The organism is Rhizobium sp. SL42 (assembly GCF_021729845.1).
GTDB lineage: Bacteria > Pseudomonadota > Alphaproteobacteria > Rhizobiales > Rhizobiaceae > Allorhizobium.
Window position 1 is genome coordinate 319963 of sequence record NZ_CP063397.1, and the last position, 22282, is coordinate 342244.

Annotated in this window: 21 protein-coding genes; 5 read left to right on the top strand and 16 right to left on the bottom strand. The window is 61.7% G+C overall.

Annotation, left to right across the window (positions count from 1 at the left end):
- Positions 1 to 62: 62 nt before the first annotated feature.
- The 3 genes from IM739_RS01405 to IM739_RS01415 all read left to right on the top strand — a co-directional run bounded on the left by IM739_RS01405 (position 63) and on the right by IM739_RS01415 (position 4395).
- Entirely contained in the window at positions 63 to 1487 is a 1425-nt protein-coding gene (locus tag IM739_RS01405; RefSeq protein WP_237369494.1) for an aldehyde dehydrogenase family protein, read from the top strand.
- Positions 1488 to 1554: 67 nt separating this feature from the next.
- Positions 1555 to 2772: a mandelate racemase/muconate lactonizing enzyme family protein gene (locus IM739_RS01410; RefSeq protein WP_237369495.1), complete on the top strand. Its 1218-nt coding sequence runs from the start codon at positions 1555 to 1557 to the stop codon at positions 2770 to 2772.
- Positions 2773 to 2781: 9 nt separating this feature from the next.
- Positions 2782 to 4395 carry a GMC family oxidoreductase gene (locus IM739_RS01415; protein ID WP_237369496.1) on the top strand — a complete coding sequence of 538 codons (1614 nt, stop codon included), beginning with the start codon at positions 2782 to 2784 and terminating at the stop codon, positions 4393 to 4395.
- Positions 4396 to 4507: 112 nt separating this feature from the next.
- Here the strand turns inward: IM739_RS01415 and IM739_RS01420 are convergent, their stop codons facing one another.
- From IM739_RS01420 to IM739_RS01460, 9 genes are all read right to left on the bottom strand, one after another.
- Positions 4508 to 4915: a F0F1 ATP synthase subunit epsilon gene (locus IM739_RS01420; RefSeq protein ID WP_237369497.1), complete on the bottom strand. Its 408-nt coding sequence runs from the start codon at positions 4913 to 4915 to the stop codon at positions 4508 to 4510.
- 67 nt (positions 4916 to 4982) lie between these two features.
- Positions 4983 to 6425 carry a F0F1 ATP synthase subunit beta gene (gene atpD / locus IM739_RS01425; RefSeq protein WP_007605203.1) on the bottom strand — a complete coding sequence of 481 codons (1443 nt, stop codon included), beginning with the start codon at positions 6423 to 6425 and terminating at the stop codon, positions 4983 to 4985.
- A gap of 24 nt (positions 6426 to 6449) precedes the next feature.
- Positions 6450 to 7328: a F0F1 ATP synthase subunit gamma gene (locus tag IM739_RS01430; protein WP_007605202.1), complete on the bottom strand. Its 879-nt coding sequence runs from the start codon at positions 7326 to 7328 to the stop codon at positions 6450 to 6452.
- A gap of 29 nt (positions 7329 to 7357) precedes the next feature.
- Positions 7358 to 8887 (bottom strand): F0F1 ATP synthase subunit alpha, encoded by a 1530-nt coding sequence (atpA, locus tag IM739_RS01435; protein ID WP_237369498.1) that lies wholly within the window; start codon positions 8885 to 8887, stop codon positions 7358 to 7360.
- Complete coding sequence (locus IM739_RS01440; protein ID WP_237369499.1) at positions 8887 to 9453, bottom strand: F0F1 ATP synthase subunit delta; 567 nt, start codon at positions 9451 to 9453, stop codon at positions 8887 to 8889. Before IM739_RS01440 ends, atpA begins: the two co-directional genes overlap by 1 nt.
- A gap of 261 nt (positions 9454 to 9714) precedes the next feature.
- On the bottom strand, positions 9715 to 10098 hold the full coding sequence (locus IM739_RS01445) for an AGROH133_08824 family phage infection protein (protein ID WP_237369500.1): 384 nt from the start codon (positions 10096 to 10098) through the stop codon (positions 9715 to 9717).
- Between the two features lie 108 nt (positions 10099 to 10206).
- Positions 10207 to 12420: a primosomal protein N' gene (locus IM739_RS01450; protein ID WP_237369501.1), complete on the bottom strand. Its 2214-nt coding sequence runs from the start codon at positions 12418 to 12420 to the stop codon at positions 10207 to 10209.
- Between the two features lie 46 nt (positions 12421 to 12466).
- A complete protein-coding gene (locus IM739_RS01455) occupies positions 12467 to 13603 on the bottom strand; it encodes an AAA family ATPase (protein WP_237369502.1) in 1137 nt (378 codons plus the stop codon).
- 41 nt (positions 13604 to 13644) lie between these two features.
- Positions 13645 to 14550: a GNAT family N-acetyltransferase gene (locus tag IM739_RS01460; RefSeq protein ID WP_237369503.1), complete on the bottom strand. Its 906-nt coding sequence runs from the start codon at positions 14548 to 14550 to the stop codon at positions 13645 to 13647.
- Positions 14551 to 14706: 156 nt separating this feature from the next.
- Between IM739_RS01460 and IM739_RS01465 the strand changes: the two genes are divergently transcribed.
- Positions 14707 to 15630 (top strand): tyrosine recombinase XerC, encoded by a 924-nt coding sequence (locus IM739_RS01465; RefSeq protein WP_237369504.1) that lies wholly within the window; start codon positions 14707 to 14709, stop codon positions 15628 to 15630.
- A 76-nt stretch (positions 15631 to 15706) separates the two neighbouring features.
- Entirely contained in the window at positions 15707 to 16798 is a 1092-nt protein-coding gene (locus tag IM739_RS01470; protein ID WP_237369505.1) for a TraB/GumN family protein, read from the top strand.
- Here IM739_RS01470 and IM739_RS01475 read toward each other — a convergent pair whose 3' ends face one another.
- The 7 genes from IM739_RS01475 to odhB form a co-directional block, all read right to left on the bottom strand.
- On the bottom strand, positions 16799 to 17200 hold the full coding sequence (locus tag IM739_RS01475; RefSeq protein ID WP_336886404.1) for a DUF2867 domain-containing protein: 402 nt from the start codon (positions 17198 to 17200) through the stop codon (positions 16799 to 16801). It abuts the gene before it with no gap.
- Between the two features lie 103 nt (positions 17201 to 17303).
- On the bottom strand, positions 17304 to 17801 hold the full coding sequence (locus IM739_RS01480) for a cytochrome b (protein ID WP_237369506.1): 498 nt from the start codon (positions 17799 to 17801) through the stop codon (positions 17304 to 17306).
- 138 nt (positions 17802 to 17939) lie between these two features.
- Positions 17940 to 19346: a dihydrolipoyl dehydrogenase gene (gene lpdA, locus IM739_RS01485; protein WP_237369507.1), complete on the bottom strand. Its 1407-nt coding sequence runs from the start codon at positions 19344 to 19346 to the stop codon at positions 17940 to 17942.
- Positions 19347 to 19371: 25 nt separating this feature from the next.
- The gene (locus tag IM739_RS01490) at positions 19372 to 20124 is read right to left on the bottom strand and encodes an SDR family oxidoreductase (RefSeq protein WP_237369508.1); all 753 of its coding nucleotides are present in this window, start codon (positions 20122 to 20124) and stop codon (positions 19372 to 19374) included.
- The gene (locus IM739_RS01495; protein WP_237369509.1) at positions 20121 to 20621 is read right to left on the bottom strand and encodes a hypothetical protein; all 501 of its coding nucleotides are present in this window, start codon (positions 20619 to 20621) and stop codon (positions 20121 to 20123) included. Before IM739_RS01495 ends, IM739_RS01490 begins: the two co-directional genes overlap by 4 nt.
- 11 nt (positions 20622 to 20632) lie before the next feature.
- Complete coding sequence (locus IM739_RS01500; protein WP_237369510.1) at positions 20633 to 21046, bottom strand: MAPEG family protein; 414 nt, start codon at positions 21044 to 21046, stop codon at positions 20633 to 20635.
- Between the two features lie 12 nt (positions 21047 to 21058).
- A complete protein-coding gene (gene odhB, locus IM739_RS01505; protein ID WP_237369511.1) occupies positions 21059 to 22276 on the bottom strand; it encodes a 2-oxoglutarate dehydrogenase complex dihydrolipoyllysine-residue succinyltransferase in 1218 nt (405 codons plus the stop codon).
- Between the last annotated feature and the right edge of the window lie 6 nt (positions 22277 to 22282).

Sequence of the window (22282 nt, forward strand, 5' to 3'; positions counted from 1 at the left end):
CTCGCTTGCGAAGCCGGCGTCCGCGGCCCCTACTTGTCGGGATTTTTCCGCAGGAGGTGGCCATGACAGAGTATCGCAATTTCATTGGTGGCCGTTTCATCGAATCCGAAACCCGCGCGACGATAGAGGTTCGCAATCCGGCCACTGGCGATGTTTTCGCCTCGGTTCCTGCCGCAACCGAAGCGGATGTCATCGCCGCAGTCAGTCACGCCGCCGAAGCACAGAAAAGCTGGGCCAAACTGCCCGCGATCGAGCGCGGCAATGCCATGCGCCGGCTCGCGGATGTAATCGAGCGCAACGCAGCGAAAATCGGCGAAGCGCTTGCCCGCGAGAGCGGCAAGAGCCTCGCCGATGCGACCGCCGAAGCAATCTATGGCGTCGAGCTGATGCGCTACCATGCCGAATGGGCGCGCCGCATCGAGGGTGAAGTGATCGAGAGCGACACGCCGGATGAGACGCTGATGCTGAAGCGTGCGCCGATCGGCGTAGTCGCCTGCCTGATCCCCTTCAATTTCCCGATCTACACGCTCGTGCGCAAGATTGCCCCGGCGCTGATCACCGGCAATGCCGTGGTCGTGCGCCCGAGCAACAACACGCCGACATCCGCCTTCGTTTTTGCCCAGGCATTGCTTGATGCCGAATTGCCGGCCGGGCTCGTCAACATCATGACCATGAGCCACGACGTTGCGGAGGTGATGTGCACACGGCCACAGATCGGCATGATCACGCTGACGGGCAGCGTCGTCGCCGGCCAGACCGTGTTGAAATACTGCAAGACGAATATCGCCAAGCCATCGCTGGAACTCGGCGGCAAGACGCCGGTGATCGTCGAGCCCGATGCCGACCTGGATGCGGTGACCCGCATGGTGCTGGCGGCCAAGACCGCCCATTGCGGCCAGGTCTGCACCTCCGTCGAACGTCTGTATGTGTATCAGTCAGTGCACGAGGATCTGCTTGTCAGATTGCGCATCGCATTCCATGAGCGCCGGTATGGCGATCGCGGTAAAAGCCCGGATGCGATGGGACCGCTTGCCAATGCGGCTGCCCGCCTGCGCGTCCATCACATGGTCGAGCGGGCAAGAGCGGACGGCGCGATCATCGAGACGGGCGGCTTCGTACCCGCCGGTGAGGGTTATTTCTATCCGCCGACCCTGCTCTCCCATTGTCGCCACGACATGGAAATCGTTCGGGAGGAGGTCTTCGGCCCGGTTCTCGCCGTCATTCCCTATGACGAATTCGATGACGCCCTTGCCATGGCCAGCGATCACCAGTTCGGCCTCGCCTCGGTGCTGTTTTCGGAAAACTATCGCAAGGTAATGAAGGCCGCGAACGAGATCGAGGCCGGCGAGCTCTACATCAACCGCTTCCCCGCCGATCCCTACCAGGGCTACCACGCAGGCTGGAAACGATCGGGCCTCGGCGGCGACGATGGCAAGCACGGCATGCTGGAATTCACCCAGACACGCCTCGTGATCCTGAAACACTAGGCGAGACCCACAAGCACAGCACCTCGACCACCGCCCACTGCCAACATCGAAGCCCCCGGGAACACCCATGAAAATTGCGTCGCTGAACACCTATGTCGTCGCCGTCCCCCCGCCGCATGTCGGCGGCATGTACTGGATCTTTGTCGAACTGGAAACGGCCTGCGGCATCAAGGGCATTGGTGAAATCTACGCGACCGCGTTCCATCCTTCCGCCCTGGTTCCTTTGATCGGCGACGTCTTCCAGCGGTATCTGGAAGGCCATGACCCACACCGGATCGAGCGCTTCTGGCGCGCCGCCTATTCGAGCGGCTTCACCCAGCGGCCCGATCCGACGATGATGGGGATCGTTTCCGGCCTCGAAATCGCCTGCTGGGACATCATCGGCAAGGCCGCCGGTCGCCCGGTTGCCGATCTGCTCGGCGGCACGGTGCACGAAAAGCTGCGCGCCTATACCTATATCTATCCGAAGAACGCGGCTGGCGATTACGACTACAACGATATTGACCTTGCCGCCGAAGAGGCGGTCCGCATGGTCGAAATGGGCTTTACCGCGCTGAAATTCGATCCGGCCGGCCCCTATACCGACTATTCCGGCCACCAGCTCTCGCTCGGCGTCATGGATCGCTGCGAACAGTTCTGCGCGCGGATCCGCGAGGCTGTCGGCAGCCGCGCCGACATTCTGTTCGGCACCCATGGCCAAATGGTACCGTCTTCGGCAATCCGATTGGCAAAGCGGCTCGAGAAATACGATCCGATGTGGTTCGAAGAACCTGTGCCCCCCGGACAGGAAGCCGCCATGGCGGAAGTGGCCCGCGCCACCTCGATCCCGGTCTCGACCGGGGAACGGCTGACGACCAAGTATGAATTCCAGCGTGTGCTGCAACTGGGTGCCGCCTCCATCCTGCAGATGAATGTCGCGCGCGTCGGCGGCCTGCTGGAAGCGAAGAAGATCGCCGGCATGGCCGAGTCCTTTTATGCCCAGATCGCGCCGCATCTCTACAACGGTCCCGTCGGGGCTGCCGCTTCGATCCAGCTGTCCGCAGCGAGCCCGAACTTTCTCATCCACGAGGCGATCATGGACTTCGGCGGCTTCCATGCCGAGGTGCTTAAGACGAAGCTGGCCTTTGACGACGGATACCTGATTCCATCGCGCGAGCCGGGCCTCGGCATCGAACTCGATCTGGACGTGGTGAAACGGCATTCACCCTATGACGGCAATCGCCTGCACCTGCAGATGGCGGCAGAACCAGCCGACGTCAAAGCCTTCGCTCCGGCCAAGGGCTGAGCAGCGGTCATGATCTACGATTTTGTCATTGTCGGCGCCGGCTCCGCCGGCTGCATCCTTGCCAGCCGGCTCAGCGAAAACGGACGCTACAGTGTGCTTCTCATCGAGGCCGGCGGCAAGGATGACAGCTTCTGGTTCAAGATCCCGGTGGGCTATGCCAAGAGCTACTACAATCCCAAGGTCAACTGGATGTATTCGACGGAGCCGGAGGCGGCACTGGCTGACCGGCGGATCTACGTACCGCGCGGCAAGGTCCAGGGCGGGTCCGGTTCCATCAACGCCATGGTCTATGTCCGCGGCGCAAATGCCGATTTCGACGACTGGGCGGCGGCAGGCAATCCCGGCTGGGCCGCGACTGACGTGCTCCCCTATTTCAAGGCGCTGGAAACGCATCGCCACGGCGCATCCGACTACCACGGCGACCGGGGCCCCATCCATGTCACGCCGATGCGCGGCGGTACCCATGCCGTCAGCGATGCGTTTCTGGAGGCCTGCGGCGAACTCGGCCTGCCCGCCAATGACGATTTCAACGGCCGCGACATCGAGGGCGCCGGCGTTTATGACATCAACACCCGCAATGGCCAGAGATCGCATTCCAGCGCAGAATATCTGCGACCGGCGCTGAAGCGGCCCAATCTGGCAATCGAGCGGCATGCGGTCGCCCAGCGGTTGATCCTGTCAGAGGACGGGCGTGCGCAAGCCGTCGAAGTTCGCCAGAACGGCGCCATCAAGCGGTTCAACGCACGGCGCGAAGTCATCCTCGCGGCTGGTGCGGTCGATACGCCAAAGCTGATGCAGCTTTCGGGCATTGGCGACGGGGCGCATCTCTTTTCGCAAGGCATCAAGACACGTCGACATCTGCCGGCTATCGGTTCGAACCTGCAGGACCATCTCTGCGCCAGTTTCTATTATCGCGCCAATTGTCCGACATTGAACGGCACATTTGCCAGCCTGTTCGGCCAGGCCGCACTCGGCCTGCAGTATCTCCTGACCCGAAGCGGGCCGTTTGCGATGAGCGTCAACCAGGCGGGCGGCTTCTTTCGCGGCGGACCGGACGAAACCCGGCCCAACATCCAGCTGTATTTCAACCCGCTGTCCTATCGCATTCCTGCCAATCCCGGAGCCGGACTGACGCCGGAGCCCTATCCCGGCTTCCTGATCGCCTTCAATTCCTGCCGGCCCACCAGCCGAGGCACAATCACCATCGGTTCGCCGGACGCTGATGCGCCGCCGCTGATCAGGCCCAACTATCTCTCCACCGAACGGGATGTTGCGGAAGTCATTCAGGGTAGCCGGCTGGTCAGGCGCATTGCGTCTGCGCCAGCGCTGGCTGCGCTGATCGAAGAGGAGATTTCGCCGTCGCAGTCAGCCGACACCGATGAAAGCCTGCTCGACTATTTTCGCCAGAACAGCGGCTCGATTTATCATCTCTGCGGCAGCTGCGCGATGGGGCCGGACGACCGGACGGCTGTCGTGGACTCAAGGCTGCGTGTCCACGGCATACCGGGCCTCAGGATCGTCGATGCCTCGATTTTTCCCAATGTCACCGCTGGCAATATCAACGCACCGACGATGATGGTTGCCGAAAAGGGCGCTGCGATGATCCTCGAGGATGCGCGGTAAGATCACGGATCTGACCAAAGAAAAAGCCGAGTGTCTCGCGACGCTCGGCTTTCATCATTCATTTCCTGGCAATTGGTCTGGAGGGCCGCGATTCGCCCTCGGCCTCAGCCTTTCAGGCGGCGACCAGAACACCGTTCAGGTTGGTCAGTTCGCCGAGGTAATGCTCGAGGCGGCTGCGATGTTCGTGATGGTCAACCGAATCCAGCTCCTTGCGGGCTTCATCGATACGCTTGCTCAGCGTGTCCGGAGTGACTTCGGCAAGCGGAACGGCAGATTCGGCCAGCAGCGTGCAGCCTGTCGGCAAAACGTCTGCAAAGCCGCCGAAGACCACATACTTGGTCACCTGACCCGAAGCGAGCTTCACGGTGACGACGCCCGGCTTGATCGTGGTCATCGTCGGGGCATGGTTCGCCATGACGGTCATTTCGCCTTCGGTAGCCGGGATCACGACTTCGCTGACCATCTCGGACAACAAAAGGCGCTCGGGCGAAACGAGTTCAAAACTGAAATTGTCGGCCATGGTCGTTCACTTCTCTGATGGAAAGAGGCACGGCACGCGGGATGACCCGCGCGCCGTTGATCCTAACTTAGGCAGCTTCGGCAGCCAGCTTCTTGGCCTTTTCGATGGCTTCTTCCATCGAGCCGACCATGTAGAAGGCAGCTTCCGGCAGGTGGTCATAGTCACCGTTGACCAGGCCCTTGAAGCCCTTGATCGTGTCTTCGAGAGCAACCAGCTTGCCCGGCGAGCCGGTGAAGACTTCGGCGACGAAGAACGGCTGCGACAGGAAGCGCTCGATCTTGCGGGCGCGGGCAACAGCCAGACGGTCTTCTTCCGACAGTTCGTCCATGCCGAGGATGGCGATGATGTCCTGGAGAGCCTTGTAGCGCTGCAGGGTCGACTGAACCTTACGGGCGACTTCGTAATGCTCTTCGCCGACAATCATCGGGTCGAGCATGCGCGAGGTGGAGTCGAGCGGGTCAACGGCCGGGTAGATACCCTTCTCGGCGATCGAGCGCGACAGAACGGTCGTTGCGTCCAGGTGGGCGAACGAGGTTGCAGGCGCCGGGTCGGTCAAGTCGTCGGCGGGAACATAGATGGCCTGAACCGAGGTGATCGAACCCTTGGTCGTGGTGGTGATGCGTTCCTGCATCTGACCCATGTCGGTCGCCAGCGTCGGCTGATAACCAACGGCCGACGGAATACGGCCGAGCAGAGCCGACACTTCGGAACCTGCCTGGGTGAAGCGGAAGATGTTGTCGACGAAGAACAGAACGTCCTGGCCCTTGTCGCGGAAGTCTTCAGCGATCGTCAGACCGGTGAGAGCGACGCGAGCGCGGGCGCCCGGCGGTTCGTTCATCTGACCGTAAACGAGGGCTGCCTTGGAGCCTTCGCCGCCGCCGAGCTTGTTCACGCCCGACTCGATCATTTCGTGATAGAGGTCGTTGCCTTCGCGGGTACGTTCACCCACGCCTGCAAACACCGAGTAACCACCATGCGCCTTGGCGACGTTGTTGATCAGTTCCATGATCAGAACGGTCTTGCCAACGCCGGCGCCGCCGAACAGGCCGATCTTGCCGCCCTTGGCGTAAGGTGCCAGAAGGTCAACGACCTTGATGCCGGTGACGAGGATCTGCGCGTCGGTCGACTGCTCGACGTAGGACGGCGCTTCCTGGTGGATGGCGCGCTTGCCCGAAGTGACCAGCGGACCGGCTTCGTCAACCGGCTCGCCGATAACGTTCATGATACGGCCGAGCGTTTCCGGACCGACCGGAACGGTGATCGGAGCACCGGTATCGGAAACCGGCTGACCGCGAACCAGACCTTCGGTCGAGTCCATGGCGATCGTGCGAACCTGGTTTTCACCGAGGTGCTGAGCCACTTCCAGAACCAGGCGGTTGCCGCCATTGGTGGTTTCCAGCGCATTCAGGATCGAGGGCAGTTCACCTTCGAACGATACGTCGACGACAGCGCCGATGACCTGCGTCACCTTGCCAGCTGCGGTAGATTTGGGGGTAGCTGCCTTAGCCATAATTCTTACCCTCTTTCCTTAACCTCAGAGCGCTTCCGCGCCCGCAATGATTTCGATGAGCTCGGTGGTGATCTGAGCCTGGCGCTGGCGGTTGTAGCTCAGCGTCAGCTTGTTGATCATTTCACCGGCGTTGCGTGTCGCATTGTCCATGGCGCTCATCTTGGCGCCCATTTCACCAGCGACATTTTCGAGCAGGGCCCGGAAGACCTGAACCGAGATGTTGCGCGGGATGAGATCCGTGAGGATCGCAGCCGCATCCGGCTCGTATTCATACAACGCCGAAGCACCGTCTTGTGCATCAACGTCAGGTGCGGCAGCCGGAATGAGCTGCATCGCAGTCGGGATCTGGCTGATGACCGACTTGAATTCGGAATAGAACAGCGTGCAGACGTCGAATTCGCCGCGCTCGAACATGCCGATGATCTTGCGACCGATGGCATCCGCATCGGCAAAGCCGATACGCTTGACTTCGCGCAGATCCGTACGTTCGACGATGATCGAACCGAATTCGCGGCGAAGGCTGTCGAAGCCCTTCTTGCCGACGCAGAAGATCTTGACCGTCTTACCGGCGGCCAGCAGCTTGCGCGCATGGTCACGGGCGAAACGGGCGATCTGCGAATTGAAACCGCCGCAAAGGCCACGCTCGGCAGTGCAGACGACGAGCAGATGCACATCGTCCTTGCCGGTGCCGGCCATCAGACGCGGCACACTATCGTCCGTGCCGACCGCCTGAGCGATATTGGCAAGAACGATACCCATGCGCTGCGAATACGGCCGGGCAGCCTCGGCCGCCTCCTGCGCACGACGCAGTTTCGCCGCGGCGACCATTTTCATCGCCTTGGTGATTTTCTGCGTCGCCTTGACGGAGGCGATCCGGTTTTTCAGATCCTTAAGTGAAGGCATCCGTTATCCGTCCTTGGCTTGAGCCCTGATCAGGCGAAGTTCTTGGCGAACGTGTCGAGAGCCGCCTTGAGCTTGCTCTTGGTGTCGTCGCTGATCGCCTTCTCGGTGCGGATGGCATCAAGGATAGCCTTGCCTTCCGAACGCAGGTAGGAGAGCAGGCCCTGTTCGAACTTGCCGACCTGGTTGACAGCAACCTTATCGAGATAGCCATTCACACCAGCGAAGATCACGGCGACCTGTTCTTCCGTCTTCAGCGGCGAGAACTGCGGCTGCTTCAGGAGTTCGGTCAGGCGTGCACCACGGTTCAGCAGGCGCTGCGTCGAGGCATCGAGGTCGGAGCCGAACTGGGCGAAGGCGGCCATTTCACGATACTGGGCGAGTTCGCCCTTGATCGAGCCGGCAACCTGCTTCATCGCCTTGACCTGAGCGGCCGAACCAACGCGCGAAACCGACAGACCGACGTTAACAGCCGGACGAATGCCCTGATAGAACAGGTCGGTTTCAAGGAAGATCTGGCCGTCGGTGATCGAGATCACGTTGGTCGGGATGAACGCCGAAACGTCGTTACCCTGGGTTTCGATGACCGGCAGAGCGGTCAGCGAGCCGGCACCGGCAGCGTCGCCCATCTTGGCGGCGCGTTCGAGCAGACGCGAATGCAGGTAGAAGACGTCGCCCGGATAAGCTTCGCGGCCCGGCGGACGGCGCAGCAGAAGCGACATCTGACGGTAAGCGACAGCCTGCTTGGACAGGTCGTCATAGGCGATCAGGGCATGCATGCCGTTATCGCGGAAATATTCGCCCATCGCGCAGCCGGCGAACGGTGCGAGATACTGCATCGGAGCCGGATCGGACGCGGTAGCGGCGATGATGATCGAATACTGCAGGGCGCCACGCTCTTCGAGAACCTTGACGAACTGCGCAACGGTCGAACGCTTCTGGCCGATGGCGACATAGACGCAATAGAGCTTTTCAGCTTCCGGGCCGTTGTCGTGGATAGCCTTCTGGTTCAGGATCGAGTCCAAAATGATGGCGGTCTTGCCGGTCTGGCGGTCGCCGATGACCAGTTCGCGCTGGCCGCGGCCAACCGGGATCAGGGCGTCGATGGCCTTGAGGCCTGTCGACATCGGCTCATGAACCGACTTGCGCGGGATGATGCCCGGAGCCTTGACGTCAACGCGCGAACGACGCGTCGCATTGATCGGGCCCTTGCCGTCGATCGGGTTGCCGAGCGCGTCAACGACGCGGCCGAGCAGTTCCGGACCAACCGGAACGTCGACGATGGCGCCGGTCCGCTTGACGGTGTCGCCTTCCTTGATCGAACGGTCGGAACCGAAGATAACCACACCGACATTGTCGGCTTCAAGGTTCAGCGCCATGCCACGGATGCCGCCCGGGAATTCGACCATTTCACCGGCCTGGACGTTGTCGAGGCCGTAGACGCGGGCAATACCGTCACCGACGGAAAGCACCTGGCCAACTTCGGAGACTTCCGCCTCTTTGCCGAAGTTTTTGATTTGATCTTTAAGAATTGCGGAAATTTCCGCGGCGCGGATATCCATCAGCCAACCTCTTTCAGTGCAAGCTTAAGGGTGGAAAGTTTGGTGCGAAGAGACGTATCGATCTGGCGGGATCCGACCTTGACGATCAGGCCGCCAAGAAGAGAAGCATCAACCGTTGCGTTGATCGACACTTCCTTGCCGGTAACGCTCTTCAGCGCCGCCTTCAGTTCTTTTTCCTGCTCTGCCGTCAGGGCATGAGCGGAGGTCACGTCCGCCGTGATCTCACCCTTGTGCTGGGCAGCGATCTGACGATAGGCAGCCACCATGCCGGAAACGGCAAACAGGCGGCGATTGCCGGCAACGACCTTCAGAAAATTCAGTACCAGCGCACCGAGCTTAGCCTTCTGGGCAATTGCGGTAATCGCATTTACCTGATCTTCGGCTGTAAACACGGGCGACAGCACCAGGCGCTTCAGATCGGCGCTTTCGTCGATCATGGCCTGGAAACGGTTGAGATCGGCAGCAACGGCATCCACAGCGCCAGCTTCGAGCGCAAGCTCGAAAAGCGACGATGCGTAACGCTCTGCTACGCCAGAAATCACTTGGGATGTGTCTGCCACGGGCAAAAAATTCCCTGATCTTGATCCAGGCTCCCTCGCATCCCCGAGATGGTTCAGCAAGATCCTGATATCGTTTTGTTTTCCCCCGAAAACACAAGCGCTCTGCACTTGCGTTTTCCGAATTTCGCGGTTCGTCTAGCATAGCAGGTCTAGACTCGCAACACGCGTATTAACGGTTTACTCCTTTAGAGCAAGGCCTCGCGCCGAAATTTGTCCGAATCTGCGTCGAATTGGCGGCGCCCGTGCCCGGAAAGGGTTTCCGCACGTTCAGATCAAACCGAAGACATAGGCGAGCGGAAGAGCAGCAAGCATGGCCTCCACAACCAGGAATAGCATATTGCGCCAGGTGCTGCCCCGATCGGACATGATCGACAGCACGCGGCCGAAGGCAGCCAGCGCCAGCGCCGAACCGAAGGCCAGATAGACTGCCTCTTGTGCAACCAGGATAGGTGTGGCCGAAAAGCCGATGATCAGCCCCCCGACGGAGCGCGCCGCTCCCAGCCCCTCAGGGCGTTCGTCACGGCGCACCAGACCGAGGATATGCAGCGTGATGCCCGGTGCAAACAGAATGAAACAGCCGATCAGCGTCGTTGCCGCCGCGGAGAGAAAGGCCAATTGCTCGCCGAACTCGGTCGGAAAATAGAATTCCATGGTAGCGTCCTGCCTGAGAGAATGTTCGCCGCGGCTTATGCCACAATCACTCTCGATGCGGTATCGCATTCAGCGACATTTCTTCGACAGCCGCGGCATTGCCTGTGGCTACAGGAAGCTCTGCGGATCGACATCCACCTGCACCTGGATCGATTTCCTTTCCTTAGGTCCGCGAGCCAGCGTGGTCTTGACGAAGGACTGCATGTCGCTGCTGCGCTTGCCATGGACAAGCAGGCGGAAGCGATGCCGGCCACGGATCAGCGCCAGCGGCGCCTCGGCCGGCCCCAGAATGGCTATACCCGGCTCGTTGGGCGCCGATTGTCGGAGCGCTCTTGCGTGCCCTTCGGCCTCGCCCCGACTGTCGGCCGACACGATGATCGACACCAAACGGCCATAAGGCGGCAGTTGCGCCCGTTCACGCTCGGTGATCTCGCGTTCATAAAATGCAGTCGCATCGCCGGACACCAGCGCCTGCATCACCGGATGCTGCGGCTGGAACGTCTGCAGCAGGCCAAGGCTCTTGCGACCCGTCCGTCCGGCACGGCCGGTGACCTGCGACAGCAGCTGGAAAGTGCGCTCGGCTGCACGCGGGTCGCCATTCGACAGGCCGATATCCGCATCGATGATGCCAACCAGCGTCATCAGCGGAAAATTGTGGCCCTTGGCCACCAGCTGCGTGCCGATGACGATATCGGCCTCGCCATTGGCGATCGCCTCCAGTTCCAGCCGCAGGCGCTTGACCCCGCCAAGGTCCGAAGACAGCACGAGCGTGCGCGCTTCGGGGAAGTGTTTCTCGACCTCTTCGGCAATTCGTTCCACACCTGGGCCGCAGGCAACCAGATGGTCGAGTGTGCCGCATTCCGGGCAGGCATTCGGCGTCGGCTCATGATAGCCGCATTGATGGCACTGGATCTGGCCACGAAACCTGTGCTCCACCAGCCAACTCGAACATTGCGGGCACTGGAAACGATGGCCGCAGACGCGGCAAAGCGTCAGCGGCGCATAACCACGCCGGTTGAGGAAGAGCAGCGCCTGTTCGCCGCGCTCCACGGCCTTGCCGACGGAACGCAGCAACAAAGGCGAGAGGAAGCCGCCGCGCTCCGGCGGATGACGCCGCATGTCGATCAGATGCAGATCCGGCATCGCCGCATCGGCGAATCGCGTCGGCAGGTGGATACGCTTGTAGCGGCCGGCAAGGCAGTTCACCTGGCTCTCGACCGAAGGCGTCGCCGAGACCAGCACGACGGGAAAGCCTGCGATCCTTGCCCGGACCACCGCCATGTCGCGGGCATTGTAGAAGACGCGGTCTTCCTGCTTGAAGGCCGGATCATGCTCTTCGTCGACAATGATCAGGCCGAGATTTTCGAACGGCAGGAAAAGGGCCGACCGGGCACCGGCCACGACGCGTATCTCACCGGTGGCGGCCTGTCGCCAGACTTTTTCCCGCGTCCGCGTCGCAAGGTCGGAATGCCACTCGCCGGGCTTCGCGCCGAACCGGTCATGGAAGCGGTCGAGAAAATTGGCCGTCAGCGCAATTTCCGGCAACAGGATCAGGACCTGCTTGCCCTGGCGCAGCGTCTCGGCAATCGCCTCGAAATAGACTTCCGTCTTGCCCGACCCGGTCACGCCGTCGATTAGGGCGACAGAAAAGCCACCAGACTTCAGAGCCTCAAGGATCTCCTCGGCCGCCTCTTTCTGCGGCCCCGCGAGCCGATGCTCCGCATAGTCGGGATCCGGAAGGGCGACGATCGGCGGAGGAGGCAGGAAGACCTGTTCGAAAACCCCTTGCGACAGGAGGCCGTCGATCACGCTGCTCGACACACCACAGGCATGCGCAAGGCCACTCTTTGTCCAGGAGAGACCATCTCCGGCAAGCTCCAGCACCTTGCGCCGCGCCGGCGTCATCCGCTCCGGCTGGTAGCCGTTGAACCGCAGTCCCTCGATCATCGGTTCCGGATCAAGGGCCGCCGGCGCTCTCAGCGCCATGCGCGCAACATAGCCCGGCGGAGAAAGGGTGTAATTGGCAACCCAGTCAAGAAAGGTCCGCATATCCGGGTCGAACGGCGGAGTGTCGAAAACCTTGGTGATCTCGCGCAGTTTTTTCGGATCGACGGAGGTCTGGTCCTCGCCGTCCCAGACGACGCCGATCACCTGGCGGGGGCCGAGCGGCACCTGCACGATCGACCCCGGCGTCACCGTGACGCCATCCGGCACGGCATAGCTATAGGCAGTGGGTGCCGGCATCGGCACAAGCACCGGCACGACGCGCCGGACGGGCGCATCGAAAAGCTTGCCGAAAAGATTGGACGAATCTTCGTTCATGGGCGCGGACCATGCCCCGAGACAGAACAAAAGTGAACCCGAAAGACTAGTCGTCCTCTTCGTTGGCCATGCCGGTCAGGCGCATACCGTCGATCCAGGTCGCCCCGTCCTGGCGAATGACCCGCTTTGGCCGAGCCCCGCAACGGGCAAACACGGCGGCCGCCAGATGTTCTGAATGGGTGACGATCCAAATCTGGCTGTACCGAGAGGCCTCGGCGATCATATCGGCTAACGGATCCAGCATATCGGGATGCAGGCTCGATTCAGGCTCATTCAGGGCGATCAGCGGCGGCAGACGATAGGACATCAGCGCTGTCGCCAGACCCAGAAAGCGGATCTGGCCATCCGACAATTCGCGCGGATGGAATACCCGTTGCGGGAAATCCGGAAACACGACACCGAATTCGGCATGTTCGCCGGGCTCCGGCACCTTCAGTCGCGCACCGCCGAAGGCCGATGAGATCGCGGCATCGAGCTCGACCGTGTCCTGCCGGGTATGGACCAATGTTGCCAGCACCGCTGCCAGATTGCCCCCGTCTTCATCCAGCATCGGCGCCGTCACGGCAAGGCACGGGCGACGCAGCGGCGAATCGCGATCGGTGCGAAAGCCATGGAAGAAACGCCAGCCATCGACCATGCGTCGAAAGGTACCGACTTCCGGATAGTGCCCAGCATCGCCGAGCAGCGCGATTGCCGTCTCAGAGGTCATCGCCTGCTCGGGATATGCCTCCATCCGCCCGCGTTCGTCGCGGACCATGATGCCCGGGCCGTCCCGCTTCATCATCGTCACCGGTCGCGAACCGGTCTCGATCGCGAAATGCTCGGCCTTCACCTGCGGCTCGAAGGCAAATCCGGCAGCGCCTTCCGGCGGACGAAGCCCTGCTTCCACACTATAGATGAAGGTGACGGCACGCTCCTGGTCCAGGATCTCAACTTCGAACTTTATACGGAAATTCTTTTCAAGCCGTCTCTGACCGGACCACAGCGCCGACGCCATGCCGCCCTCGGCCGCAATCTCATGGGTAAGCCTGCCACGGACCGCCGCCTGCACGAGTTGCAGTGAACGATAGAGATTGGATTTTCCGACGCCGTTCGCGCCGATGAACAGATTGACGCCGGCGAGATCCATGCGGATCTTGCGCAGGGATCGGTAGTTCTGGGCGGACATGGACCTTAGCTGCATCGCGGCACTTTAGCCAAAGACAGCAAGTGAGAACAAGCAGGTTAGAAATGGCGGGCAAAGCGCGCGTTTTCGTCCGCCGCCAGATCATTCACCGTATGGCGCTCCAGCGCTCTCGTGACGTCGGCGAGATCCCCCTCCAGTTCCTCCGGCTGGATGAGGTTGCCGATGGTGAAATCGAACAGGTCGCCCTTCTTGTTCAGCAATTCGTGGAACACGGTCATGTCGCGCAGTTCGGTCGACCATTTGGCGAGCCAGTAGAACAGGCCAGAATTGCGCGCCTTCATGTGCACCGGCAGGATCGGCAGGTCGTATTTGCGAGAAAGCCCGACAGCTGAAGTCTTCCATGGCCGCTCGTTCAGCCGGCCATTCGCCCAATACGCAATGCGGCCGGAGGGAAACAGGATGGTCGCCTTCTGCTGCTCGACGGCGTGGTTGGTGAGCTTCAGCGTCTCGCGGGCCTTGAGCTTGGACTTGTGCTCTTCACGCCATTCGACCGGAATGATCATCTCGACAAAGCGGGGATTGACACGCACAGCGTCGCGATTGGCATAAAACATCATGTCCGGTCGGCGATCCTTGAGGAGATCGAACACCGCCACCCCGTCGGCAATACCCGTCGGATGATTGCTGACGAGAATGAAGCCGCCCTTGGCCGGAATGCGCTCCGGCGCGTTGACCCTGATCGTCAGGTCGAGCACGGCGCTCAGGTATTCGAACGCTTGGAAACCCGGCATATTGGCAATGTCATTGGCGAACTCGATCGCTTTGTCGTAACGCAGAAGACTGTAGATGAACGGTCGCATCGCCGGCCACAGCGGATGCGTGACGATGTTTTTCCCACGCTCGGCGATCAGCGTATCGACGATATGGCCCGGGCGACCATGGGAAAACAGCGACACGGTATCTGCGATTTGACCGAAGGTCGCCACGGGATCACGACGCGACATTATCTACCTCGCCTGTTGGACAAAGCCTCTATCGCAGTCGAGTGTGATCCGAGCATGACAATCCCGCCTCGTTAGTCTTATCCTAACCCGCTGGCGGCATCGTCAGACAGCATCACCGATGCGCCAGCAATCGGTAAAAACGCTGAAAGGTCCGCTTTGATCCCTGCAGACGAAAAACTCCTTGGCGAACGCGCAGCCTGGCTGGAAAGCCTGGGCTCGGAAAGACGGTTGGCCGGCAACACGCTGGAAGCCTATGAGCGCGACACGCGGCAGTTTCTCATCTTCATGTCCGGTTACGTCGGCGGCACGGTCAGGATCCGCGACATCGAGAACCTTCGGCCCGCAGACCTGCGCGGATTTCTGGCGGCACGTCGCAAGGACGGCGACGGCGCCAGATCGCTTGGTCGCCATCTCGCCGGCCTTCGATCCTTCCTCCGCTATCTGGAGCGCAAGGATCTCGTCAACGCGGCCGGGGCCGGTGCGATCCGCTCGCCCAAGCAACCGAAATCCCTGCCGAAACCCTTGACCGGAAGCCAGGCGCTGAAAGTTGTCGATCGCGACACGCAGATGAACGAAGAACCCTGGATCGCGGCCCGCGATGCCGCCGTGCTGTCGCTGCTTTACGGCTGCGGCCTACGGATTTCCGAAGCGCTCGACCTGACGCCGGCCGCGTTCCGCGCAAACGTCACCAGCCTGCGCGTCACCGGCAAGGGCGGCAAGACGCGGCTTGTGCCGCTGTTGCCGGTCGTGGCCGAAGCGGTTGCGACCTATTCAAAACTCTGCCCCTATCATCTGCCGGACAACGAGCCGATTTTTCGCGGCGCCCGCGGCGCAAGGCTGCAGCCGGCAATCATCCAGCGCGAGATGCAGCGCCTGCGCTCGGCGCTGGGCCTGCCGGACTCCGCAACGCCCCATGCGTTGCGCCACTCCTTCGCGACCCATCTCCTGGGCGGCGGCGGCGATCTGCGCACCATCCAGGAATTGCTGGGCCATGCCAGCCTGTCGACCACGCAGATCTACACCGGAGTCGATTCGGCCCGCCTTCTCGACATCTACGATCGCGCCCATCCGCGCGCCTGAGCCCGCATTAACCACGATCCTTAACAGATCGTGAGGAGCAACCGGCCTAGTCTGCCGCGATCAAACGGGATCCGTCATGAACGCGCCATTGCTGCAAAATCTTCGCCCCTATCTGTCGCGCCTGTCGCTTGGAGAAGCGGCACTTTGGCTGGCGGGCGCCCTGCCGCTGGCCTTGCTGCTGTCGCTGGTGCTGGTTCTGTTCAGCCTCTCGCCGGCGAAAGCCGATACCATCAAATGCACCGGCCAGAACCTGCTTGTCGCCATGGAGCGCGACGATCCGGCCTTGCTGGACAAGGTCCGTGACGAGGCGGCCAAGACGCCCAACGGCAAGGGCATCTTCTGGAAGATCGAGAAAGACGGCTTGAAGCCCTCGTGGCTGCTCGGCACCATGCATGTCACCGATCCGCGCGTGCTGACCATGCCGGCAGGCGCCCGCGAGGCTGCGGCGAAGGCCGACATCATCGTCATCGAATCGGACGAGATCCTTGATGAGAAAAAGGCCGGTGCGGCCCTCCTCATGCATCCCGAACTGACCATGTTTACCGATGGCAAAACGGTCAAGGATCACCTCAACCCCGAGCAGGTGGAGGAGCTTGACCAGGGCTTGAAACAGCGCGGTTTGTCGCTGGCCACAGTGGCCAAGATGAAGCCCTGGATCCTGGCCAGTTTCGTGGCGCTGCCCGCCTGCGAGATTTCCCGCAAGGCGGCCGGCGCGTCTTTCCTCGACAAGCAGATCGCCGAGGATGCGATCAAGGCCGGCAAGCCGGTGGCAGGACTGGAGACCCTGGTCGAGCAATTGCAGGCCATGGCGGACCTGCCCGTCGACTTCCATTTCAAGGCACTGATCGAGACCATGGCGCTCGGCGGCAAGATGGAAGACGTGATCGAGACGATGACCGAGATCTACCTTTCGGGCGACATCGGCATGACCATGCCGATGCTCGAAGCGGTCACGCCGAGTGGATCCGACACGGATGACAGCGCCTATGCCGCCTTCGAGCGCCGCATTGTCCAGGACCGAAACGTTGTGATGGCTAAAGGCAGCCAGCCGCATCTCGCAAAGGGCAATGCCTTCATCGCCGTCGGTGCCCTGCATCTGCCGGGCGAGGAAGGTCTCGTCGAACTGCTGCGCAAGCAGGGCTATACAGTGACGGCGGTCGGAAGCTGATCAGGTCCGCGCAGCAAGGCGATTGAGCAGCGATTTGACGATCACCTTGTGGAACGGCGTGACGACCGCGATATAGGCCCGGCCGCCAAGGTTATGTCGCGCGACCACGGTCGTGACCGCAACGACGCTCCCCCGTCCGTCCTCCTGCCGCACATCCACCACGATGCGGAAATCGAGATGTTTGTCGTCAAAGCCGAGCACCACCTGCCGGTCGCTCTCGCTGACGATCGGAAAGGCGCCGACCGTCTCGGCTGCACCGATTTTCAGTTCGGCCAATTTCAGCCCGGCCACAGCAACCAGCCGGTTGCGCAGCGCAAGCAGCGACCGGATCCATGCCGGGGCCGAGCCTAGGACACGCCGGGCCGCGTCGATTGCTCGAAGGTCCGGTTCGGGGACGCTCACGACATAACAATCGGCCCAGTCCGCCGCGGAAGGGCCGGATGCGGCAATGTGACGATACCGGCTCTTGCCAATGCCATCTGAGGCCCCGCTTGTCTGTTGCCCGTCAGCCCTTGGTCATGCGCTGAGCCAGGGAGGTTTTCCAGTAGAACTGGTGTACCAGGACCGCCAGGATATGCACTGTGATCAATAGCCACATCAGCGACTTGAGCGGCCCGCCATGCAGGAAGCCGGCCGTGTCATTGCCGAAATAATATTTGCCGATGCCACTGAAGGGGATCGCGATGAACAGCCCGTAGAAGCTCCAATGCGCCACCTTGGCGGCCAGCTTGAAGATTGGCGGCTCACCGGCCGGCGCATCCGGTGCGCCCTGCACAATCCGCAGCACCAGCCGGACCACGGCGAGACAGAGCACGGCGATGCCGACATAGGCGTGCAGATTGGCACCGGCCAGATCATCGGCGGACGGCACGGTCCCGTCCTCGAACGCCTCCACCGTCTCTTCCATCGCTTCCGCGACCAGCAAGTTGAAGATGATCAAAGCCGCCATCAGCCAGTGAAGCACGCGTTGCGGAATGGAGTAAGCCAGGATTGCGGAGGTCATATTCTTGCCCTTTGTCAAGCATTTACGGAATATCGCCTCGGAATGATAAAAGCCGCGACTTGATGCACAAGCCGCGGCTTAGAACATTACGGAAATATAATAATTTCCGATTTCACTCCTCTTTCGAGAAGCCGCCGATTACATGTGGATCGGCTTGAAGAAGGTCGCGAGAGCCGCTTCCTTGACCGCCTCCGACATCGTCGGATGCGCATGGCAGGTCCGGCCGAGATCTTCCGACGAACCGCCGAACTCCATCAGCACGGCGATCTCGTGGATCATCTCGCCGGCACCGAAGCCGATGATATGGCCGCCGAGAACCCGATCTGTGTCCTTGTCGGCCAGGATCTTGACGAAGCCGTCCGTAGCGACCATCGCCCGTGCGCGGCCGTTCGCCGTGAACGGGAATTTGCCGACCTTGTAGGCGATGCCCGCAGCCTTCAGCTCTTCCTCGGTCTTGCCGACGGACGCGACTTCCGGCTGGGTATAGACGACGCCCGGAATGACATCGTAGTTCACATGGCCGTGCTGGCCTGCGAGGATTTCGGCAAGCGCCACACCCTCGTCCTCTGCCTTGTGCGCCAGCATCGGTCCCTTGACCACGTCGCCGATCGCGAAGATCCCGGCAATATTCGTGCGGAAATGGCCGTCGATCTCGACGCGACCACGGTTGTCGAGTGCAACGCCGGCTTCTTCGAGGCCAAGGCCAGCGGTGTAGGGCTTGCGGCCGGTGGCGATCAGCACGACATCGGCATCGACCGTCTGCGCTTCGCCGCCCTTGACCGGCTCATAGGTGACCCTGGCGCCCGAAGCGGTCTTCTCGACGCCGGTAACCTTGGCATCGGTGCGGATATCCATGCCCTGCTTGGCCATCATGCGCTGGAACTGCTTGGACACTTCACCGTCCATGCCGCCGAGCAGTTTGTCGAGATATTCGACGACCGTCACCTTGGCGCCGAGACGCATCCAGACGGAGCCGAGTTCAAGGCCGATGACGCCGCCGCCGACCACGATCATATGGGCCGGCACCTTGTCCAGCGCGATGCCGCCGGTCGAGGAGATGATCACCTTCTCGTCGATCTCGACCGGCACGCCCGGAATGCCCGCAACGTCGGAACCGGTGGCGATGACGATGTTCTTCGCTTCGATTTCCTGAACCTTGCCGTCGTCGCCCGTCACCGAGACCTTGCCGGCCGAAACGATCTTGCCTGTGCCGGTGAAGCCGTCGATCTTGTTCTTCTTGAACAGGAAGGAGACGCCATCGACATTCGATTTCACGGTCGCATCCTTGTGCGCCATCATCTTGCCGAGGTTGAGTGTCGGCGCGCCGACTTCGACACCGAGATCGGCCATGCCATAGCCGGCATGGTGGAAGACTTCCGAGGCGTGCAGCAGCGCCTTGGACGGAATGCAGCCGACATTCAGGCAGGTACCGCCATAGGTGGCGCGCTTTTCGACGACCGCGACCTTGAGACCGAGCTGGGCAGCCTTGACCGCGCAGACATAACCGCCGGGGCCGGAGCCGATAATGACAACATCGTAAGACATGGGATGCTTCCTTCGTTTTCGGCGACTACCGTCCGCCGCTGACATTCAAGATGGCGCCAGTCACATAGGATGCCTGGCTGGAGATGAGATAGAGAACGGCGTCGGCAACTTCCTCGGACGTGCCGGGCCGTTGCATCGGTATGCTCGGGGCCAAGGCCGCCGCACGATCCGGCAGGCCGCCGGAGGCATGGATATCGGTGTCGATCACGCCCGGCCGGATGGCATTCACGCGGATGCCCTCGTTGGCAACTTCGCGCGCAAGCCCGATCGTGAACGTATCAATGGCCCCTTTGGAGGCGGCATAGTCGACATACTGGCCAGGACTGCCAAGGACGGCAGCCATGGATGAAATGTTGACGATCGGCCCGCCGCGACCGCCATGGACCGTCGACATGCGCTTGACCGCCTCGGAAGCACAGCGGATCTTGCCGATCACATTGATGGCAAACATCCGGTCCAGCCGCTCGCGGCGATAGTCTTCCACCCGCGCCGTCTGATCGACGACACCGGCGTTGTTGACCAGGCCATCGAGCCTGCCGAATTGACGGTCGACGGCGGCAAAGATCGCGGCTATGCCCTCTTCCGTCCCGGTGTCACCCTGTACGATTTCGCCGCGCGCACCCAGCAAAACGACTTCGGCGGCCAGCGCTTGCGCCGCTGCGCGATTCGAGACGTAGTTGATCAGCACGTCCCAGCCGGCACGCGCCGCCTTCAACACGACTGCAGCACCAATGCCGCGGCTGCTGCCGGTGACAAGAAGAACGGGACGGTCGCTCATGATGCGCAACCCTTGAATTCGAAGATATCCCAGGGTGCCGTTTCCAGCCCCTTGCCGAGCGAGGACTGGGCGAAGGCGGGACCAAACCCCGGAAGCAACAGGCTGTCGGGTGCGCCGGTGCCTTCCGGTGGCAACAGGTCGATGTGGCCGGAGGCCTTGTCTGCGCTATAGATGATGCCCTTCCAGACGGTGCAGGCAGCAAGATCCGCGCCCGTAACGTCACCTTCCGGGCAATTGTTCATGATCATCGCGACGGGCCGCTCGATCTCCGGATCGTAGATCACATGGCCATCCAGAGACCTGGCTGCGCTCTTGGCGATCAGCGAAAAGCCATGGCTGACCGGAGTGTTTTCGCCGCTTGCCGCCTGAAAGCGCAGTTCGGCCCCGGCTTCAGCTTCGGCATAGATGGCCCGTTCGATCGGGCAGTCGGCCGCCATCAGCGGCTGAGCCAGAAGGGTCAGTATGGCTGAGCCGGAAAGCGCGCGAAAGCCCAACATCGCCTATCGTCCTAGAACATCAGGGCGAGGAACATCAGTCCCATGCCCGCCATTGAACCCAACCAGACCAGCGACCGCACATAGGGAATGCCGCAGAGATAGAGCGGGATGTAGACAAGCCGGCACGCCATCCAGATGCCGGCACCGGCAAGGCCGATCCCCGCAGCCTTGCCGGCAAGCAGCAGGCCGAAGGCAAGGGCCAGAAAGCCGGGATAGGTCTCGCGGAAATTGGCAGACGCCCGTTCTGCCCGGCCGGCGAATTTGCCCGCCGGCCTTTTCTGTTCGTCGCGTGGACCCGCGTTCCAGGCCGAGCCAAGTTCCGTAGTGGCAATCATGGACTGCATGAGAACATGCAGAACCAGAAGGATCACGCTCCCGCCGATCAAGGGCAGGAGCGGAGACGCCGACACGGCAAGCGGATCCATCGCGGCTGCTCCTTAGAGATCGAGAACCAGACGTTCCGGATCTTCCAGGCTTTCCTTGACGCGAACCAGGAAGGTCACGGCTTCCTTGCCGTCGACGATACGGTGGTCATAGGACAATGCCAGATACATCATCGGACGGATGACGACCTGGCCGCCGATGGCAACCGGACGGTCCTGGATCTTGTGCATGCCGAGGATACCCGACTGCGGCGCATTCAGGATCGGCGAGGACATCAGCGAGCCGTAGACGCCGCCATTGGTGATCGTGAAGGTGCCGCCCTGCATGTCGGCCATCGACAGCGAGCCGTCACGGGCAGCCTTGGCAAGGCGTCCGAGTTCCTTCTCGATTTCCGCAACCGTCATCTGGTCGGCATCGCGAATGACCGGCACGACGAGGCCCTTGTCGGTGCCGACGGCCATGCCGACATGGCAGTAGTTCTTGTAGATGATGTCGGTACCATCGATTTCGGCGTTGACGGCCGGCAGTTCCTTCAGCGCATGCGTGATTGCCTTGGTGAAGAAGCCCATGAAGCCGAGCTTCACGCCATGCTTCTTCTCGAAGATGTCCTTGTACTTGGTGCGCAGGCTCATCACGGCCGACATGTCCACCTCGTTATAGGTGGTCAGCATAGCCGCCGTGTTCTGGGCATCCTTGAGGCGCTTGGCGATCGTCTGGCGCAGGCGCGTCATCTTCACGCGTTCCTCACGCACGACGTCGTTGGCGCCCGATGCCGGACGCGGTGCAGCCGGTGCGGCAACAGCGGCCGGAGCAGAAGAACCCTTGGCGATAGCGGCGAGCACGTCGCCCTTCAGCACCTGGCCACGCTTGCCGGATCCATCGACATCGGCAGTAGAGATGTTGTTGTCGGCAGCGACCTTGGCGGCTGCTGGTGCAGCCGGCATAGCGGCGGCAGCCGGAGCCGGTGCTGCGGCAGCAGGTGCAGCGGCTGGAGCAGGTGCGGCGGCCGGAGCGGCCGAAACACCGCCAGCAGCGCCTTCGCTGATCTGGCCAAGCAGAGCGCCGAGACCGACGGTTTCGCCGTTCTGGGCAACGATTTCGGTCAGGACACCCGAAACCGGCGACGGCACTTCGACCGTGACCTTGTCGGTTTCCAGTTCGACGAGCGGCTCGTCAGCCTTGACGACATCGCCGACCTTCTTGAACCAGGTGCCGATGGTGGCTTCGCTGACGGATTCGCCGAGGGTGGGTACGCGGATTTCAGTGGCCATGATCTC

Excerpts from the sequence above, each read along its gene's own strand:
- IM739_RS01405 (WP_237369494.1), top strand. The coding sequence starts at position 63 with ATGACAGAGTATCGCAATTTCATTGGTGGCCGTTTCATCGAATCCGAA.
- IM739_RS01410 (WP_237369495.1), top strand. The coding sequence starts at position 1,555 with ATGAAAATTGCGTCGCTGAACACCTATGTCGTCGCCGTCCCCCCGCCG.
- IM739_RS01415 (WP_237369496.1), top strand. The coding sequence starts at position 2,782 with ATGATCTACGATTTTGTCATTGTCGGCGCCGGCTCCGCCGGCTGCATC.
- IM739_RS01420 (WP_237369497.1), bottom strand. The coding sequence starts at position 4,915 with ATGGCCGACAATTTCAGTTTTGAACTCGTTTCGCCCGAGCGCCTTTTG.
- atpD (WP_007605203.1), bottom strand. The coding sequence starts at position 6,425 with ATGGCTAAGGCAGCTACCCCCAAATCTACCGCAGCTGGCAAGGTGACG.
- IM739_RS01430 (WP_007605202.1), bottom strand. The coding sequence starts at position 7,328 with ATGCCTTCACTTAAGGATCTGAAAAACCGGATCGCCTCCGTCAAGGCG.
- atpA (WP_237369498.1), bottom strand. The coding sequence starts at position 8,887 with ATGGATATCCGCGCCGCGGAAATTTCCGCAATTCTTAAAGATCAAATC.
- IM739_RS01445 (WP_237369500.1), bottom strand. The coding sequence starts at position 10,098 with ATGGAATTCTATTTTCCGACCGAGTTCGGCGAGCAATTGGCCTTTCTC.
- IM739_RS01450 (WP_237369501.1), bottom strand. The coding sequence starts at position 12,420 with ATGAACGAAGATTCGTCCAATCTTTTCGGCAAGCTTTTCGATGCGCCC.
- IM739_RS01455 (WP_237369502.1), bottom strand. The coding sequence starts at position 13,603 with ATGCAGCTAAGGTCCATGTCCGCCCAGAACTACCGATCCCTGCGCAAG.
- IM739_RS01460 (WP_237369503.1), bottom strand. The coding sequence starts at position 14,550 with ATGTCGCGTCGTGATCCCGTGGCGACCTTCGGTCAAATCGCAGATACC.
- IM739_RS01470 (WP_237369505.1), top strand. The coding sequence starts at position 15,707 with ATGAACGCGCCATTGCTGCAAAATCTTCGCCCCTATCTGTCGCGCCTG.
- IM739_RS01480 (WP_237369506.1), bottom strand. The coding sequence starts at position 17,801 with ATGACCTCCGCAATCCTGGCTTACTCCATTCCGCAACGCGTGCTTCAC.
- lpdA (WP_237369507.1), bottom strand. The coding sequence starts at position 19,346 with ATGTCTTACGATGTTGTCATTATCGGCTCCGGCCCCGGCGGTTATGTC.
- IM739_RS01490 (WP_237369508.1), bottom strand. The coding sequence starts at position 20,124 with ATGAGCGACCGTCCCGTTCTTCTTGTCACCGGCAGCAGCCGCGGCATT.
- IM739_RS01495 (WP_237369509.1), bottom strand. The coding sequence starts at position 20,621 with ATGTTGGGCTTTCGCGCGCTTTCCGGCTCAGCCATACTGACCCTTCTG.
- IM739_RS01500 (WP_237369510.1), bottom strand. The coding sequence starts at position 21,046 with ATGGATCCGCTTGCCGTGTCGGCGTCTCCGCTCCTGCCCTTGATCGGC.
- odhB (WP_237369511.1), bottom strand. The coding sequence starts at position 22,276 with ATGGCCACTGAAATCCGCGTACCCACCCTCGGCGAATCCGTCAGCGAA.